This window comes from Bradyrhizobium sp. CCBAU 53421 (assembly GCF_015291625.1).
Classification (GTDB): Bacteria; Pseudomonadota; Alphaproteobacteria; order Rhizobiales; family Xanthobacteraceae; genus Bradyrhizobium.
In genome coordinates, this window is sequence record NZ_CP030047.1 from 2,344,264 (window position 1) to 2,359,001 (window position 14,738).

Annotated in this window: 13 protein-coding genes; 6 read left to right on the plus strand and 7 right to left on the minus strand. The window is 65.5% G+C overall.

Annotation, left to right across the window (positions count from 1 at the left end; translation table 11 throughout):
• Positions 1 to 150: 150 nt before the first annotated feature.
• Positions 151 to 1,941, minus strand: coding sequence for a peptide ABC transporter substrate-binding protein (locus XH92_RS11095; protein WP_194459241.1), 1,791 nt, complete (start codon positions 1,939 to 1,941; stop codon positions 151 to 153).
• Positions 1,942 to 2,335: 394 nt separating this feature from the next.
• Entirely contained in the window at positions 2,336 to 3,766 is a 1,431-nt protein-coding gene (locus tag XH92_RS11100; RefSeq protein ID WP_194459242.1) for a M20 family metallopeptidase, read from the minus strand.
• Positions 3,767 to 3,968: 202 nt separating this feature from the next.
• Between XH92_RS11100 and XH92_RS11105 the strand changes: the two genes are divergently transcribed.
• The gene (locus XH92_RS11105; protein ID WP_194459243.1) at positions 3,969 to 5,330 is read left to right on the plus strand and encodes a metallophosphoesterase; all 1,362 of its coding nucleotides are present in this window, start codon (positions 3,969 to 3,971) and stop codon (positions 5,328 to 5,330) included.
• 49 nt (positions 5,331 to 5,379) lie between these two features.
• Here the strand turns inward: XH92_RS11105 and XH92_RS11110 are convergent, their stop codons facing one another.
• Complete coding sequence (locus XH92_RS11110; RefSeq protein ID WP_194459244.1) at positions 5,380 to 5,592, minus strand: hypothetical protein; 213 nt, start codon at positions 5,590 to 5,592, stop codon at positions 5,380 to 5,382.
• A 347-nt stretch (positions 5,593 to 5,939) separates the two neighbouring features.
• On the opposite strand from XH92_RS11110, the gene XH92_RS11115 reads away from it, so the two are divergent.
• Positions 5,940 to 6,947, plus strand: coding sequence for an IS5 family transposase (locus XH92_RS11115; protein ID WP_194455643.1), 1,008 nt, complete (start codon positions 5,940 to 5,942; stop codon positions 6,945 to 6,947).
• A 162-nt stretch (positions 6,948 to 7,109) separates the two neighbouring features.
• On the opposite strand, the gene XH92_RS11120 is transcribed toward XH92_RS11115, so the two are convergent.
• The 3 genes from XH92_RS11120 to XH92_RS11130 all read right to left on the minus strand — a co-directional run bounded on the left by XH92_RS11120 (position 7,110) and on the right by XH92_RS11130 (position 9,467).
• Positions 7,110 to 7,484, minus strand: coding sequence for a response regulator transcription factor (locus XH92_RS11120; protein WP_194459245.1), 375 nt, complete (start codon positions 7,482 to 7,484; stop codon positions 7,110 to 7,112).
• Entirely contained in the window at positions 7,481 to 8,347 is an 867-nt protein-coding gene (locus tag XH92_RS11125; protein ID WP_194459246.1) for a S1C family serine protease, read from the minus strand. The genes XH92_RS11120 and XH92_RS11125 overlap by 4 nt, the downstream gene beginning before the upstream one ends.
• 97 nt (positions 8,348 to 8,444) lie before the next feature.
• A complete protein-coding gene (locus XH92_RS11130) occupies positions 8,445 to 9,467 on the minus strand; it encodes an AraC family transcriptional regulator (RefSeq protein ID WP_194459247.1) in 1,023 nt (340 codons plus the stop codon).
• Between the two features lie 263 nt (positions 9,468 to 9,730).
• Between XH92_RS11130 and XH92_RS11135 the strand changes: the two genes are divergently transcribed.
• Both XH92_RS11135 and XH92_RS11140 read left to right on the plus strand, forming a co-directional pair.
• Positions 9,731 to 10,180 carry a cupin domain-containing protein gene (locus tag XH92_RS11135; RefSeq protein ID WP_050424788.1) on the plus strand — a complete coding sequence of 150 codons (450 nt, stop codon included), beginning with the start codon at positions 9,731 to 9,733 and terminating at the stop codon, positions 10,178 to 10,180.
• A 120-nt stretch (positions 10,181 to 10,300) separates the two neighbouring features.
• The gene (locus tag XH92_RS11140; protein WP_194459248.1) at positions 10,301 to 11,797 is read left to right on the plus strand and encodes an NAD(P)/FAD-dependent oxidoreductase; all 1,497 of its coding nucleotides are present in this window, start codon (positions 10,301 to 10,303) and stop codon (positions 11,795 to 11,797) included.
• On the opposite strand, the gene XH92_RS11145 is transcribed toward XH92_RS11140, so the two are convergent.
• On the minus strand, positions 11,794 to 12,519 hold the full coding sequence (locus tag XH92_RS11145; RefSeq protein WP_194459249.1) for an alpha/beta hydrolase: 726 nt from the start codon (positions 12,517 to 12,519) through the stop codon (positions 11,794 to 11,796). The genes XH92_RS11140 and XH92_RS11145 overlap by 4 nt on opposite strands.
• Positions 12,520 to 12,668: 149 nt before the next feature.
• Between XH92_RS11145 and XH92_RS11150 the strand changes: the two genes are divergently transcribed.
• Together XH92_RS11150 and XH92_RS11155 are read left to right on the plus strand one after the other, a co-directional pair.
• The gene (locus XH92_RS11150; RefSeq protein ID WP_194459250.1) at positions 12,669 to 13,649 is read left to right on the plus strand and encodes a helix-turn-helix domain-containing protein; all 981 of its coding nucleotides are present in this window, start codon (positions 12,669 to 12,671) and stop codon (positions 13,647 to 13,649) included.
• Between the two features lie 21 nt (positions 13,650 to 13,670).
• Entirely contained in the window at positions 13,671 to 14,738 is a 1,068-nt protein-coding gene (locus XH92_RS11155) for a maleylacetate reductase (protein ID WP_194459251.1), read from the plus strand.

Genomic DNA, 14,738 nt, shown 5'->3' on the forward strand with positions numbered 1-14,738 from the left:
ATTCAAGCACCGCTTGAATTCCGGGTGAGGGGGACTCTCCACGAACTCGTCTCTCACGGTATTTGCGGTTCGAGCACCTCGCCCTAACCCTTCCCGCAAGAACGGGGAGAGGGAAGAGATGCACCGGTTCGACGCCGTACCCGTCACGTCTCAGGTTTCACGATACCAGTCTTGCAGATTGTCGGTTTGGTTGGCCCAGCCGGAGAGCGCGGGCCGCACCGTGTTGGAGCAGGCTTCCACCGCAAGGCGATGCATCACGGGGATCATCACGTTGTCCTGCCACATCAGATCGTTGCACTTGATGTAGAGATCCGCGCGCTTGATCGGATCGATCTCGGTATCGGCGGCATCGACCGCGGCGTCGTAGTCCTTGTTGACCCAGCGTGGGAAGTTCGGCCCCTGCCACTTGTTCTCCTTGGTGGCGACGTTGCGCGAGTGATAGCGGCGCATGTGAAGCGCGGGATCGGGCTGCGTCATCGGGATCTGGAACATCTCGATGTCGGCATAGAAATGCGCATAGGTGTCGGGGTTGGCGACGTCGGAGGAGAAGAACACCGAGGCCACCACCGATTTCAGCTCGACGTCGATGCCGGCCTTCTGGCAGGCCTGCTTGACGATCGCCTGGGTCTTCTGCCGCGGTCCGTTGATCGAGGTCTGGTAGAGAAGTTTGAGCTTCTTGCCGTCCTTCTCGCGGATGCCGTCGGAGCCCGCCTTCCAGCCGGCCTGCTCGAGCAGCGCGCTCGCCTTCTCGATCGAGAACTCCCATTTGGTGTTCTTGGAGACGAACTCCTCGGGGCCGTTGAGATAGTTGGCCGTGGCCCGGCCGGCGCGGCCGTAGATCACCTTCTTGATGGAGTCGCGGTCGACCAGCAGCGCGAGCGCCTGGCGCACCCGCGGATCGGACAGGATCGGATGCTTGGTCTTCATCGACGAACGCTCGCCGTCGACCTCGGTGTTGGGGTCGGTGAAATTGACGGCGATGAATTCGATGTCGCCGCCGACGGCATAGAGCGTCTTGCCCTTGCCGCCCTTCTCCAGCCGCAGCAGCACCTCGTCCTCGACCTGGATATTCCAGGCGAAATCATATTCGCCGGTCTGGATCACCGCGCGCGCCGCCGACACCGCGTCGCCGCCGCCCTTCATCTCGATCGTGTCGAAATAGGGCCGGTTCGCCATGTGGTAGTCTTGATTGATCTCGCCGCGGATCAAGTCGCCCGGCTTGAATTCGATGAACTTGTAGGGTCCGGTCCCGACCGGCTTCAGGTTGGTCAGCGCCTCGCGCGACTTGCCGCCCTTGAATTCCGCGAACAGGTGTTTCGGAATGACGCAGCCATAGGCGCCGACGAACGCGTTGGCCCAGAACGGCGTCGGATCCTTGAACTTGATGCGGACCGTGAGGTCGTCGACCTTCTCGACCGTCATGCCGGCGTAGGTCGCACTCGAGACCGCGGCGGTCGCGGGATCGCTGGCATATTCCCAGGTGAAGACGACGTCGTCGGCGCTGAACGGTTTCCCGTCATGCCATTTGACGCCGGGTTTGAGCTTCCAGACCACCGATTTGGCGTCGGCGGCGAGGCCGCCATTCTGGATCGAAGGGATCTCGGCGGCGAGGATCGGGTTGAGATGGCCGTCGACGTCCCAGCTTGCCAGCGGCTCGTAGAAGATGCGCGAGCCGTCCTGGTCCTTGGTGCCGGTGGCGAAATGCGGATTGAGCAGGGTCGGGCCCTGCCACCACAACAGCTTCAGCGGACCGCCGCCGCCGCGCTTGGTCGGCTTGTAGGGGTTGGGGCTCTGCGCCATCGCGACGCCGCCGATCGCCAGAATCTGGTTGGCCATCGGCGCGGTGAGGCCGACGGCAATCATTCGCTTGACGAAGGCGCGGCGGTCCATCCGCCCGTCCTTCACCTTGTCGATCATGCCTCGCAGATTGTTGTCGAACATTGTCCACTCGGTCCCGGCTCACGTGAGATTGCGGCGGGCCGTGGAACCGGCCGCCGTGCTGGCGGCAGATGGCACACCGAATGACCGCGAAGGTCAACGTCTCCAGCGCCACAGGGCCTAGGTCTTTTGGCTATCGCTTGTGCAGAACCGCGCTGGACCGCACATCGGTTCGGCATTTCGGTGCCAAAGCGCGGCTGCATGCGCCTCGCAGTGCGGAAAATTTGTTCGTTATCCTTTGTTCTGAGATGCTTTCTTGCCACATGGGCACGTTTTCGCGCGAACTGGCTATCGGTACGCGCGAAGCAAACGCGGCAAGACGAAACCCAAAATCCCGTTCCGATCGGATCGGGATTGGCGGTCGCCGGGTCTCGCATCGAAGCGCAGGCCCGGCCGATCAGGTGTGGCGCTCGGCGACCGACATGTCCAACGGCGGTGCAACATTCGCCGGCAGCGGGCTGACATAGGGTGTCCGCGTGGTGCGCTTCTTGAGGTCGGCCTTGGCGGCCGCGATCAGCTCCGGCTCCATCAGCGCCTTGACGCCGAGGCCGGCCATCGCCTTGGCGGCCTGCACCATCGCCTTGTGCGCGGCCGGCGCCTTGCCTTGCGCCACAACCTGCCAGGTGTGGAACGGCGTTCCGATCGCAACCGTCGGGGCATGGACCTGCACGGTCGGCACCACCCAGCTGACGTCGCCGACATCGGTCGAGCCGATCAGCGGATTGCGCTTGGCGTCGATCGGCACCAGGAAATCCGCCAGCGGCCGCTCGGTCGGTTCCATGCCGATCGCGTAATAGACCGAGGCGATGTCCTTGTCAGTCAGGGTCGCGCGGATCTTGCCGGCGAAATCCTTGTCGGCATCGTCGAAATGCGGCGGGCCGAGATCCTCCATGATCCGGTGCAGCGTCTGCTCCAGCGGGGTGTTGGGCAGGATGTTGGAGACCGCGGAGATGATCTTCATCTCGACCTTGGTCTCGGTCATCAGCGCTGCGCCCTGCGCGATCTTGTGCACGCGCTCGACCAGCTCATTCATGCCGGGCAGGTCGCGGGCACGGATCGAATAGCGCACGCGGGCATGGGCCTGCACCACATTGGGCGCGATGCCGCCGGTGTCGAGCAGCGCGTAATGCACCCGGGCATCGCTCGGCATGTGCTCCCGCATGTAGTTGACGCCGACATTCATCAATTCCACCGCATCGAGCGCGCTGCGGCCGAGATGCGGCGAGGCCGCCGCATGCGAGGTCCGCCCGGTGAAGATGAAATCGGCGCGGGTGTTGGCGAGCGATGGCGTCACCGCGACTTCCCAGAAACTGTGCGGATGCCAGGTGATGGCGATGTCGGCGTCCTCGAACGCGCCACAGCGCACCATGAAGGCCTTTGCCGCGCCGCCTTCCTCGGCCGGACAGCCGTAATAGCGCACCCGGCCCGGCACCTTGTTGGCGGCAAGCCAGTCCTTCACGGCGGTTGCCGCGAGCAGCGCGGAGGAGCCGAGCAGATTGTGGCCGCAGCCATGGCCATGGCCGCCGCTCTCGACCGGACGATGTTCCGCGATACCGGCCTCCTGGCTGAGGCCGGGCAGGGCGTCATATTCGCCGAGGAAGGCAATCACGGGCCCGCCCTCGCCCCATTCGCCCATGACAGCGGTCGGAATGTCGGCGAGGTTCTCGGTGATGCGGAAACCCTGATGGCGCAGCTCGGCCAGATGTTCGGCGGATGAGCGCGCCTCGGTGTAGCAGACCTCGGGCATCGCCCAGACCCGGTCGCTCAATTCGATGAAACGCGGCTTGATCGCGTCGACGCCGCGCCAAACATCACTACGGTTGTCCATTTGCTCCGATCCTCAAAAGGCAATCTGAAGCGCGAAAGGCTAGCAGCTTGCCGCGATGCCGCCTAGCGCGCGCCGGCAGACCTGCTTTTCCGAAAGTCACGTCTTGGTGTGCGCGGGGGGGCATTTGACACGCGCGAATGCCTGCCTTGAGCGATCGGCCTGCCTTCCTCTATGATGTGGCTCGCGAGCACGTGGTCCGACCATGCATGATGCAATTCCGTCTCTGTTGCCGAGAAATTCGGGCCACCAGTTCGTGATCTATGCCGACGCCTGCTCGGGGGTCGCAGGCGCGCTGCATGAGCGCACCTTCGCATCTGTCAACGATGTGGTTCGCCGGCTGCATCCTGCGCCCGAATTCATTCTCTTTCCCGGCGACGAGATCATCGGCCTCACCGCCGATGCCGACACGCTGCGCGCGCAGTGGCGGCATTGGCTCGACACCGAGATGGGCTGGCTCGACAGGGGCGCGGTGCCGCTATGGCACACGACCGGCAACCACACCACCTATGACGAGATGAGCGAGGCGGTGTTCCGCGAGGTGCTGAAGCTGCCGCGCAACGGCCCGCCGGGTCAGGAGGGCCTGTCCTACTGGGTGCGCCGCGACGATCTGCTGATGGTGTTCGTGCACACGCTGTGGAGCGGACTGGGCGGGGAGGGCCACGTCGAGACCGACTGGCTGGAAGCGGTCCTCGCCCAGCACAGGGATATCAGGCACAAACTGGTGCTGGGCCATCATCCGGTGTATCCGATCAATGGCTACAGCGGCTGCTATCAGCGCGAGATCGGTCATGAATACACTGCGCGCTTCTGGGATATCCTGGTTCGCGCCGGCGTGACCGCCTATCTGTGCAGTCACATCCTGGCATTCGATGTTCAGGTCCATCGCGGCGTGCTGCAGATCTGCACGGCGGGTGCTGGCACCGCGCACCGGATGCCCGAGGGCGTCGAGTATCTGCATTGCGTGCAGGCGGCGCTCGATCAGGATGGTCTTCGCTATCAGGTGCTCGACACCGAAGGCGCCGTGCGCGAGCAGCTTACATGGCCGCTGCCCTCTCTCGACCACGCCGCGTGGTCGCAGGTGCCGCGCGGGATCAGTCGCGCGCCGCTGTCCGGGGTGCCGGCGCCCGCGACGGTGGTCGCCCTGAAATTGTCGGGCCGCACCGCCGCGGGAAGCCCCGCGCCGCAGACGCTGCTCTGCACGCCGGTGCCGGACATGATCGCACCGCTCTGGCTCGGCCTGCGCGGGCCGAACCAGACGCTCACCTTGATCCTCAGGCGCGAGCACGGGCGCAGTCCGCACTATTGGGTCGGTCCGGATTTCGGCGGCGAGCGGGATTTTGATCTCGACATCGCCTTCTATCCGGACATGGGACCCGGCGGCGTGCTGTGGCGACGCCGCGGTGACATCAGCTGGACCTCGTTCGCGGCGATATCGGCGACGGGGCTCGAGCGGCTCGTGTGGCCCGCGCTCTGGAGCGTCGGGTGCGGGCAGCACGGACCGGACGACAGGCGATATGCTGGACCGCGGCTCGACGTCGCTGCGGCGATAATCGCATTGGAATGAGCGCCGAAGATTGAGCGAAGTCGGCGGCGTCGGAGCCGAATGGAATGCCCTAGTCGGTTCCCTTCGGCGTCTTCCGCTCCGCGCTCTTCAATTCGCGATCGATCAGCGTGCAGACGCGGCGCTGCGCCAGCAGGCCGAGCCGCGCGCGCGTGGTGCCACGCTTGACCTTTCCGTTGATTTCGAATGACCAGCTCCAGAGGTCGGGTTCGATGTTGGTGAGCGTGTATTGAATGTCCCGGTGACGATCGATCAGCTTCTTCATGCCGTTTCTTTTTGTTGGCTGAAGATTGCATAGCCAGATCGAGGAGGCGTCTGTATCCGGACGACTACCTACATAATTGGTCTAACCGTCCGCGCGGCGGAATTTTCGCAAGAGCTGAGTTGGGGGGCGGTGTCCAGGAGGCGTGGGACAACTCATGTTGTGAGAATGCGAAACTTTATCTCCATTCACATCTGTCTTCGCCCGGCTCGACCGGGCGATCCAGTACACCGCGGCTTCTCGGCTCAAGCACAGGCGTCTCTGGAATACTGGATCACCCGCTTTCGCGAGGGCTTTGCAGAAGTCTGCCGGGATGATTCTCTTTGGTGAAGGATTCGCCGGAGGAACGGATGGCGGAGCGGCAGATTGGTCAATTGAGCTTTACCGACGGGCTGGTGAATGACGCGGCTCGAGCCAACGCGCCTTTGCAGCGAGTATCGGAACTGGTCGACTGGAGCGCGATTGAAGCGCTGCTGAGCGGCTTGCGTAGCGGGTCGATGGGAGCGCCCGCTTACCCGTCGCTGGCGCTGTTTAAGGCGCTGTTGCTGCAGCAATGGTATGGGTTGTCCGATCCGGGCCTTGAGGAGGCGCTGGTGGACCGCCTGTCGTTCCGGCGCTTCCTGGGCCTGTCGCTGAGTGAGCCGGTACCGGATCATTCCACGCTGTGGCGTTTCCGCGAACAGCTGGCCAGGAGCGGGCTGGCGGAGCGCGCTTTTGCCCTGATTACGGCGCAGATCGAGAAGTCCGGCTTCGTCTTGAAGCGCGGCACATTGATTGACGCTTCGCTGATCCGCTCGGCGGTTAATCCGCCCGAACCACCGGATCCCGATTTGCCCCCGGATGCGGACGGGCGCCCCGCCAGCAAGCTGGTCAAAAGCCCTCACGATCCTGACGCCGCCTGGACCAGGAAGGACGGCAAATATGCCTTCGGCTACAAGATGCACGTGGCGATGGACCAAGGCAGTCGCATCATCCGGCGCCTTGCCTTTACGCCAGCCAATGTCAACGACACCGTGCCCGCCGACGAGCTGATCTGCGGCGACGAGGCAACAGTCTACGCTGACAAAGCCTACGATACCATCGCGCGACGTGGGCGGCTGAAGCAGATGGATATTCGCGACGGCATTATGCGCAGACACAACCGCTGGCTTCGCTTGGGGCCTTGGGCGGTGCGTCGTAACGCGGTCATCTCGCATCGACGCGCGCCGATCGAACCGTTGTTCGCATTGCTCAAGCGCGTCTACGGCCTTGCGCGTGCCCGCTATCGGGGCCTGATACGCAATGCCGCAGCTTTCCAGCTCGCCGCGACCGCGATCAATCTCCAGCGATGGGCCAGGACGCCACCCCACATCGCCTAACCAAACGAGGCACCCAGCCATCATGGCTGGCCCGTCCAGCCGCTAACCGGCCCAAACAACAGCCGTCCGGCCCCGTCGAGCTGTTCGACTTTCGCAAAGCCCTCGCTTTCGCGGGTGATGACACCGGTGGTGAATGACTCGCGATGGCGGCGGAACGTGGGCCTACAAATTGATCACCCCGCGCCGCGCCGCATGCGCCACCGCGTCGGTGCGGCCGGTGGCGTCGAGCTTGTCGAGCAGGGAACCGACATGAAACTTGGCGGTGTGGACGGAAATTCCGAGCCGTTGCGCGATCATCTTGTTGGATGCGCCTTCGGCCAGCAGCGCCAGCACGTCGAGCTCGCGCGGCGTCAGTTCGAAGTCGCTGCCGCCCGCGGTCTCGCGGTTGCGTGCGACGAGCGTCGCCGTCGCTTGTTCGCCCGGCGCGGCAAGCCGCAGGCCGGCGACGCCGCCGAGCAGCGTCGCCAGCCGGTCGGCGAGGGCGGGGTCGTCGATCTCGAGTGCGACGACGATATCGGCGGCAGGATCACTGCTCACGTCTCGGGCCTTTCGCCGACCGTCACCTTGAAGTTCAACGGCTCGCCGCCGCGATGCACGGTGAGCTCGACCACGGTGCCGACGCTCTGCGGCCCGAGGCCGCGCGACAGCGCCCGAACGCCCGACAGCTTTTCGCCGTTGACGGCAATGATGACGTCGCCCTGGCGGATGCCGGCGGCGGCCGAGGGGCCGGCCTTGTCGACATTCATCACCATGGCGCCGAGCCCGTCGTCGAGACGGACCGGCTGTAGCCCGACGCCGAGATATCCGCGCGCGATGCGGCCGCTCTTCTCGAGCTGCGCTGCGACCCGCTCGATGGTCGCAGCCGGGATCGTCAGCACGCGGCGCGGGCCGAGCACCGCCATGCCGAACGGCACGCCGGCGGCATTCAGCGCCAATCCGCCCTGCTGGCTATGCCGCAGCCGGACGTCGAGCTCGATCCGGGCGTCGATCTCGCCGCCGCGCAGGCTGCGCCAGGCGGCACCCGATCGCGAGACCATGCCGAGCCGCGCGATCGGTGCGCCGCGGTCAGCCGCGACGATCACCGCGAGCGATCCGAGCGCGGGGATGTCGGTCGACAACTTGATCGGCGTAGTGTCGCCGTCGACGCGCAGCAGCGCGATGTCGGTGGTGTGGTCGCGTCCGGTGACGGCGGCTTGCTTGCGGCTGCCGTCGGCAAACTGGATTTCGATCTCGCCTTCGTCGGCGAGGGCTTCGTCGGCGGTGACGATCAGGCCGGCCTTCCAGACGAAGCCGGAGGCGCGCGCGCGATGCGAATGTACGGAGACGATTGCAGGCGCCGCGCGCGCAATGGTCTCGGAAAGGACTGATGACAGCGAGGCGAGAGTGGTCGGTTCGGTCATGGGAAACTCCGTTGGCTTCCCTCAATCTGGGATGCTGCGGCGGACGGCGATACTGGCCGGATGGGCAGGGCGCGGCCCCGCCGCTCGGAACCGCCGCTCAGCTCAGCCGCTGCAAGGTCGCCTTCGGGCTCTCGCCGAACTTGGCGCGGTAGGCGCTCGCCATCCGGCTCAGATGGGTAAAGCCGAGGTCGAATGCAATATCGACGATGCGTTCGCCCGGCCGCGCCGTCTTGAGGCGGGCGTTCAGATGGGCGAGGCGGATGTCGAGCAGCATCTCGGACACGGTGGTGCCGAAGTGACGGCGGAAGCCGAGTTGCAATGCGCGGATGCCGGTGCCCGCGATCTCCGCAAGCTCGGCGAGATCCAGCGGCTCGGTCGCGCGGGTCTCGAGGTAAGCACGCACGCGCTTCAGCGCCGCCGGTTGCGCTTCGCCGCGGCCGTTGAAGACGTCGATCGCCGAACTCAGGCTGTGCCGCTGCTGGTTGAGCAGGACATTGAGAAACTGTTCGCGCCAATCGGTCGCCGCGACCGCGGATAACGACTTGCGTGGCCCGAGCTGCTCGGCCGTCGTCACGAGCTGCCCGATCCGTGCCGACAGCGTCTGCCCGAGCGGCCCGTTCAACGCGACGGCCGGATCGAACTCGACCGGACGCACCGCCACGCCGCCAAGCGCCGCGGCACGATGCTCGACCAGCTTGCGGTCGAGCAACACGATGAGCTGGGCACAGCCGTCGCGCCAGGTCATCTCGGTTGGAATCGTCGGCGACAGCAGCGAGGCACAATGTTGCGGTCCGGTGGTGAGCTCGCGTGCGGCGGTCCGGATCGCGGCCGAGCCGGACAGCGGCATCTGCAACAGGAAGAACCGGTCGAGGCAGCCGGGATTGATCGCGACCGATCCGCCATAGGCGACATAGTTGACGGAGAAGCCGTCGAACCCTGCGCAATTGTGGTGCGCTGAGAAATCGCGCTCCGAGTGATCGACCGGCGTCAGCTCGTGCGGGCAGAAGATGCGGCCGATCGCTTCCGCCGCGTCATCGACGCGATCAGTCGCGACGCGCGCGAAATCATTGAGCCTTGCCGAACTCGTTCTTGCCGAAACCTCGTTGCCAACAGCAGTCACGCCGGCCGTCCGGAGTTGTTTGAGGTCTAAAACATCAGGCAGCCTAGTGCATCCGCCGGCAAAGGGGAACGCCGTTTCGTCGCGCAATCTGCCCGATCGGCGCGCAGGCGGATGCGGCGTCCTTGGGCAGAGGCCCCGGGGCGCGATACTCCCGCATTGCAGCATGATCGCGCCGGCTGCGGATTCGTTTATCGGCTAGACAGCCTCACCGGCCGGCGACAGGCTCCGTGTCCGCAATACGCATCAAAACTGGAGAGGCTGACATGGGCACGCTCGAGAAAGGCATTACCCGCACCGGCACCGGCTACGGCGGCAAGACCTGGAATATCCTGGGCCAGGTCTACTATCCGAAGGCAGTCACCGACTCGACCTTCGCGTTCGAGACCAACAGCGACCCTGGCCAGTTCGTGCCGGTGCACATCCACCCGACCCAGGACGAGTTCATCCTGGTGCAGGAAGGCGTGCTCGACCTCAAGCTCGATGGCGTCTGGGTGCAGGCCAAGGCCGGCGACCTCGTGCGCATGCCGCGCGGCATTCCGCACGGTTATTTCAACAAGTCCGACAAGCCGGCAAGGGCGCTGTTCTGGGTGTCGCCGATGCAGAAGCTCGAGGCGCTGTTCGACAAGCTGCACAATCTGCAGGACCCGGTCGAGGTGGTGCGGATTTCCGCCGAGCACGAGGTGGACTTCCTGCCGCCGGAAGCCAACGACTAGACCGGCGAGCACGGACAATACGCGCGCGAGGCGGCAATCGCCGGAGTTGGCTCCGGCGATGACGGGAATGCGCGCGCTTTAGAAGAAATTGGACCTGTTCATTCATCGCGGAGCGGTTTCATGGTCAAGCAGAAGCATGTGTGCGTGATCGGCGCCGGCATTTCCGGGCTCGCCGCCGGCAAGGCCTTCGCCGGTCGCGGTCACAAGGTGACCATCATCGAGCGCAGCGGCGATCTCGGCGGGGTCTGGGAGCCGGCCCGCTCCTATCCCGACGTGCAGACCCAGAGCCCGAAGGAGCTCTATCGCTACACCGACAAGGCGATGCCGGAGTCCTATCCGGAGTGGCCGAAGGGTCCGCAGGTCCATGCCTACTTGCGCGAATATTCACGCAGCCACGGGCTCGATGGCGCGATGCGGTTCGACACCAAGGTCGAAGCCATGAAGCGTCGCGCCGACGGCAGGCCGGGCTGGACGCTCGAACTGCGCTCGACCGACAACGCCACGGGGCACGAGGATTTCGACTTCGTCGCGGTCTGCACCGGGCAATTCAACGAGCCGCAGTCGCTGCCGCTGCCCGGCGAGGACGCGTTCAAGGCGCAGGGAGGCCACATCCTGCACTCGTCGCAATACAGCGATCCCGATCTTGCCAAGGGCCGCAAGGTGGTCGTGCTCGGCGGCTCGAAATCGGCGACCGACATCGCCGTGAACGCGGTCAATTCCGGCGCCAGCGAAGTCACCATCGTGTTTCGCGAGCCGGTCTGGCGGATTCCCTATTTCGTCGGCGGCCTCGTCAACTTCAAGCGCATCCTCTACATCCGCGCGCAGGAGCAGATGTTCGCGAGCTGGGGCATCGGCCCGATGGCGCGGCTCGCGCATGCCGTGGCAAAGCCGTTCGTCTGGGCGAACTGGCGCGGGCTCGAGAGCATGCTGAAGATGCAGCTCAAGCTGAAGCAGTGCGGCATGGTGCCGAAAGAGCGGATCGAGGACGGCGTCAACTGCTCGGTGCCGATCGCGACCCCCGGCTTCTATCCGATGGTTGCCGATGGCCGCATCAAGGCCGTGCAGGGCACCTTCGATCATTACGACGGCAAGACCATCGTGATGAGCGGCGGCCAGCGTGTCGCGGCCGACATCGCGGTGCTCGCGATCGGCTACAAGCTCGGCGTGCCGTTCCTCCCCGAGGAGTATCAGAAGAAGCTGGTCGAGCCCGACGGGCAGTACCGGCTCTACCGGCTGATCGCCAATCCCGATCTGCCCGACATGGGCTTTGTCGGGTTCAATTCGAGTTTCTGCACCGTGCTGTGCGCGGATCTCGCCGCCAACTGGCTGGTGCGCTATGCCGATGGCCAGCTCGCACGGCAGCCGAGCGCGGCCGAGATGCACGACAACATCGCGATGATGCTGAACTTCAGGCGCGTCGAGCGTCCGGCGGCGGGCGTCTATGGCGGGCTATGCGTCGCGCCGTACCATTTCAAGCATTTCGACGAGCTGCTGGCGGACATCGGCACGAAGGCGTCGCGCCGCAATCCGCTCGTCGAAAAATTCACGCCGCCGGACGCGGATGCCTATGCGCGTTTCCTGGCGACGGCGCCGGAGTACAAGGCGGCGATGGCTTAATCGCGGCCGGCGTCGAGGAAGGCTTGCGCCAGGCGCTCGGGATTGGAGAAGCACAGCTCGTGGCTGCCCGGCACCTGGACCAGGCGGAACAGTCCGAGCTTCTCCGACAGCCGCGGATGCCAGGGCAAGCCGTGCGGCATCGCCGTATCCTCGGTGCAATTGACGTAGGACTTCGCGATCGGCATCTCGGCCGGATTGGTGCGCAGCGCGATCTTGTCCTGGAAGGTCTTCAGCGGGTGCGGGTTGAGCTTGTCATAGGCCCGCTGCGCCGTCTCGAGATCGGCGTCGTTGATGAAGGCCTCGCGCCAGATCGGGAACGGCAGCACCACCGAGCCGTCGCCGCGCTCGTCATGAATGGCGTCGAACAGCCCGACATAGTGCGGCGGCACCATGTCGTTGAGACACTCGCCATTGTTGGGCACGAAGGCGTTCCAGTACACCAGCCGGCGTATGCGGCTGGCGGCGGCGTCGGCAACGCCGGTGATGACCATGCCGCCATAGCTGTGGCCGACCAGCACGACGTCATTCAGATTGTGCTCGGCGAGGTAATCCACGATCGACTGGATCGCCTCGGCAAGGCCGGAGTCCTTGCGGTCGCCCGGCCGGTTGCCCTTGATGGTCGGGGTGTGCACGACATGGCCGGCCTTGCGGATGGCAGCCGCAACCGGTTCGAACTCGGCCCCGGTATGCCAGGCGCCATGGACGAGAACAAAGGTCGACATGTTGTACCTCCCTGTTTGCTTGGATCGATCGCGACGTCCGGGACGGCCCGGGATACGCCCAGGTTTCAAGCTCTTCCTGATGGATATTGACCTGGGCCCGCGGAACGCGCTTGGCTGTAACCGAACCGGATTGGGCTCGGAGTGAACTGATGCAGCAAATCGCCGCCGCGGATCGCTCGCGCAGGCTGAGCTGGAATACCGCGGACACACGGCCAGGCGAGCAGTTCGCCTATTATCGCGAGGCGATCTGCCAGGCCTTCATGAACCTGACGCCGGAGCCGCCGGCGACGCCGGGCTTCCTCGCACGGGTCGAGACCGTTGGACTCGGCGACGGCGCGGTCAACCGGGTCAGTTTCCCTGAGCATGTCGTGCGGCGCTCGGCCGCCGATATCGCGGCGTCCGGCCGGCGCTGCTACTACCTCAATCTCAAGCTGGCCGGCCGCTGCCGCATCCAGCAGGCCGGGCGCGAGATCAGCCTGTCGCCGGGGCAGGTCGGAATCTTCGACAGCGGGCAGCGCTTTTCGCTGCTGCACGACCGCGGCCCCGCGCTGCAGGTCGCATCGTTCTGGGTGCCGGCCGAGGCGCTCGATGAACGGCTGCCGTCGGCGCCGGAGGTGGCACCGGCGCGAGTCTCCGATGATCCCTTCGTCGGCCATCTGATCGCCGAGACGGCGCAGGTGCTGAACAGCTCGGCGTTCCGCGCGTCCGATACAGACAACGCCCGGCTGTTCGGCGTGTTGCTCGATCTGGTCGCGCTCAGCCTGTCACGCGGCAGTCGGGAAGGCGTTGCCGAGAGCATCGGTCTTGCGGATGCGACGTGGCTTGCGCTGCGTCGGGCGGTGGACCGCCGGCTGCGCGAACCCGGGCTCGGTGTTGCCACCATTGCGGCCACGATCGGCATCAGCGAGCGCTATGTTCACAAACTGTTCGCGCGGGCCGGCACCACATTCGCGAGCTATTTGATCGACCGCCGCCTCGACGGCGCCGCCCGCGATCTGAAGGATCCCGCGAGCGCCGGGCGCGCGATCGGCGACATCGCGTTCGACTGGGGCTTCTCCGATCTGTCGCATTTCACCCGGCGCTTCAGGCATCGCTTCGGCTGCACGCCGCGCGACTGGCGCCGCGGCTGACCAACCATTCTGGAAATCGCCATGGCGCAATCGTTGACCTATCAAGTCAGCCCGATGCGGGTCGTGTTCGGGACCGGCACCGTCGCGCAGCTGGCGGACGAACTCAGCCGGCTCGGCATCAGCCGCGCGCTGGTGCTCGCAAGCCGGCGGCAACAGGCCGAACTCGGCGATCTCCCAGGCCTGACCGGCGGCCGCGTGGCCGGTGCGTTCGACGGCGCTGTCGTGCACACGCCGGTCGCGGTCACCGAGCGTGCGATGCAGATGGTCGGCGAGCTCAAGCCCGACGGCGTGGTGGCGATCGGCGCGGGTGCCGCGACTGGCCTCAGCAAGGCGATCGCGCTGCGCACCGATTTGCCGCAACTGATCGTGCCGACCAGCTATGCCGGCTCCGAGATGACGCCGGTGCTCGGCGAGACCGTGGATGGCGTCAAGACCACACAATCGTCGCCGAAGATATTGCCCGAAGCCGTGATCTACGACGTCAATTTGACGGTCTCGATGCCGGCCAAATTCTCCGCGATCTCCGGCCTCAATGCGATCGCCCATGCCGCCGAGGCGCTATATGCGCGGGACGGCAATCCGATCACCTCGCTGATGGCGGAAGAGGCGATCGCAAAACTCGCGTCCTCCCTACCGGACGTGATCGCGCGGCCGCACGATCTCGACGCGCGGTCGGACGCGCTCTATGGCGCGTGGCTGTGCGCGGTCTGTCTCGGCACCGTCGGCATGGCGCTGCATCACAAGCTCTGCCACACCGTTGGCGCGCTGTTCGACCTGCCGCATGCCGAGACCCATGCGGTGCTGCTGCCGCACACCATCGCCTACAACACGCCGGCGGCACGCGATGCGATCGGCCGTGCCGCACGGGCGCTTGGAGCGTCCGATGCGGCCGATGGCCTGTTCCATCTGTCGGCAAGGCTCGGCGCGCCGCGCTCACTTGCGGAGATCGGCATGCCCGAAGACGGCATCGCAAGGGCGGCCGCGCTCGCCACCAAAAATCCCTACTGGAATCCGCGGCCGATCGAGGAGCGCGGCATCAGCGACCTCCTGCGGCGCGCATGGTCGGGCGCGCGGCCGCAGGCGGGATAG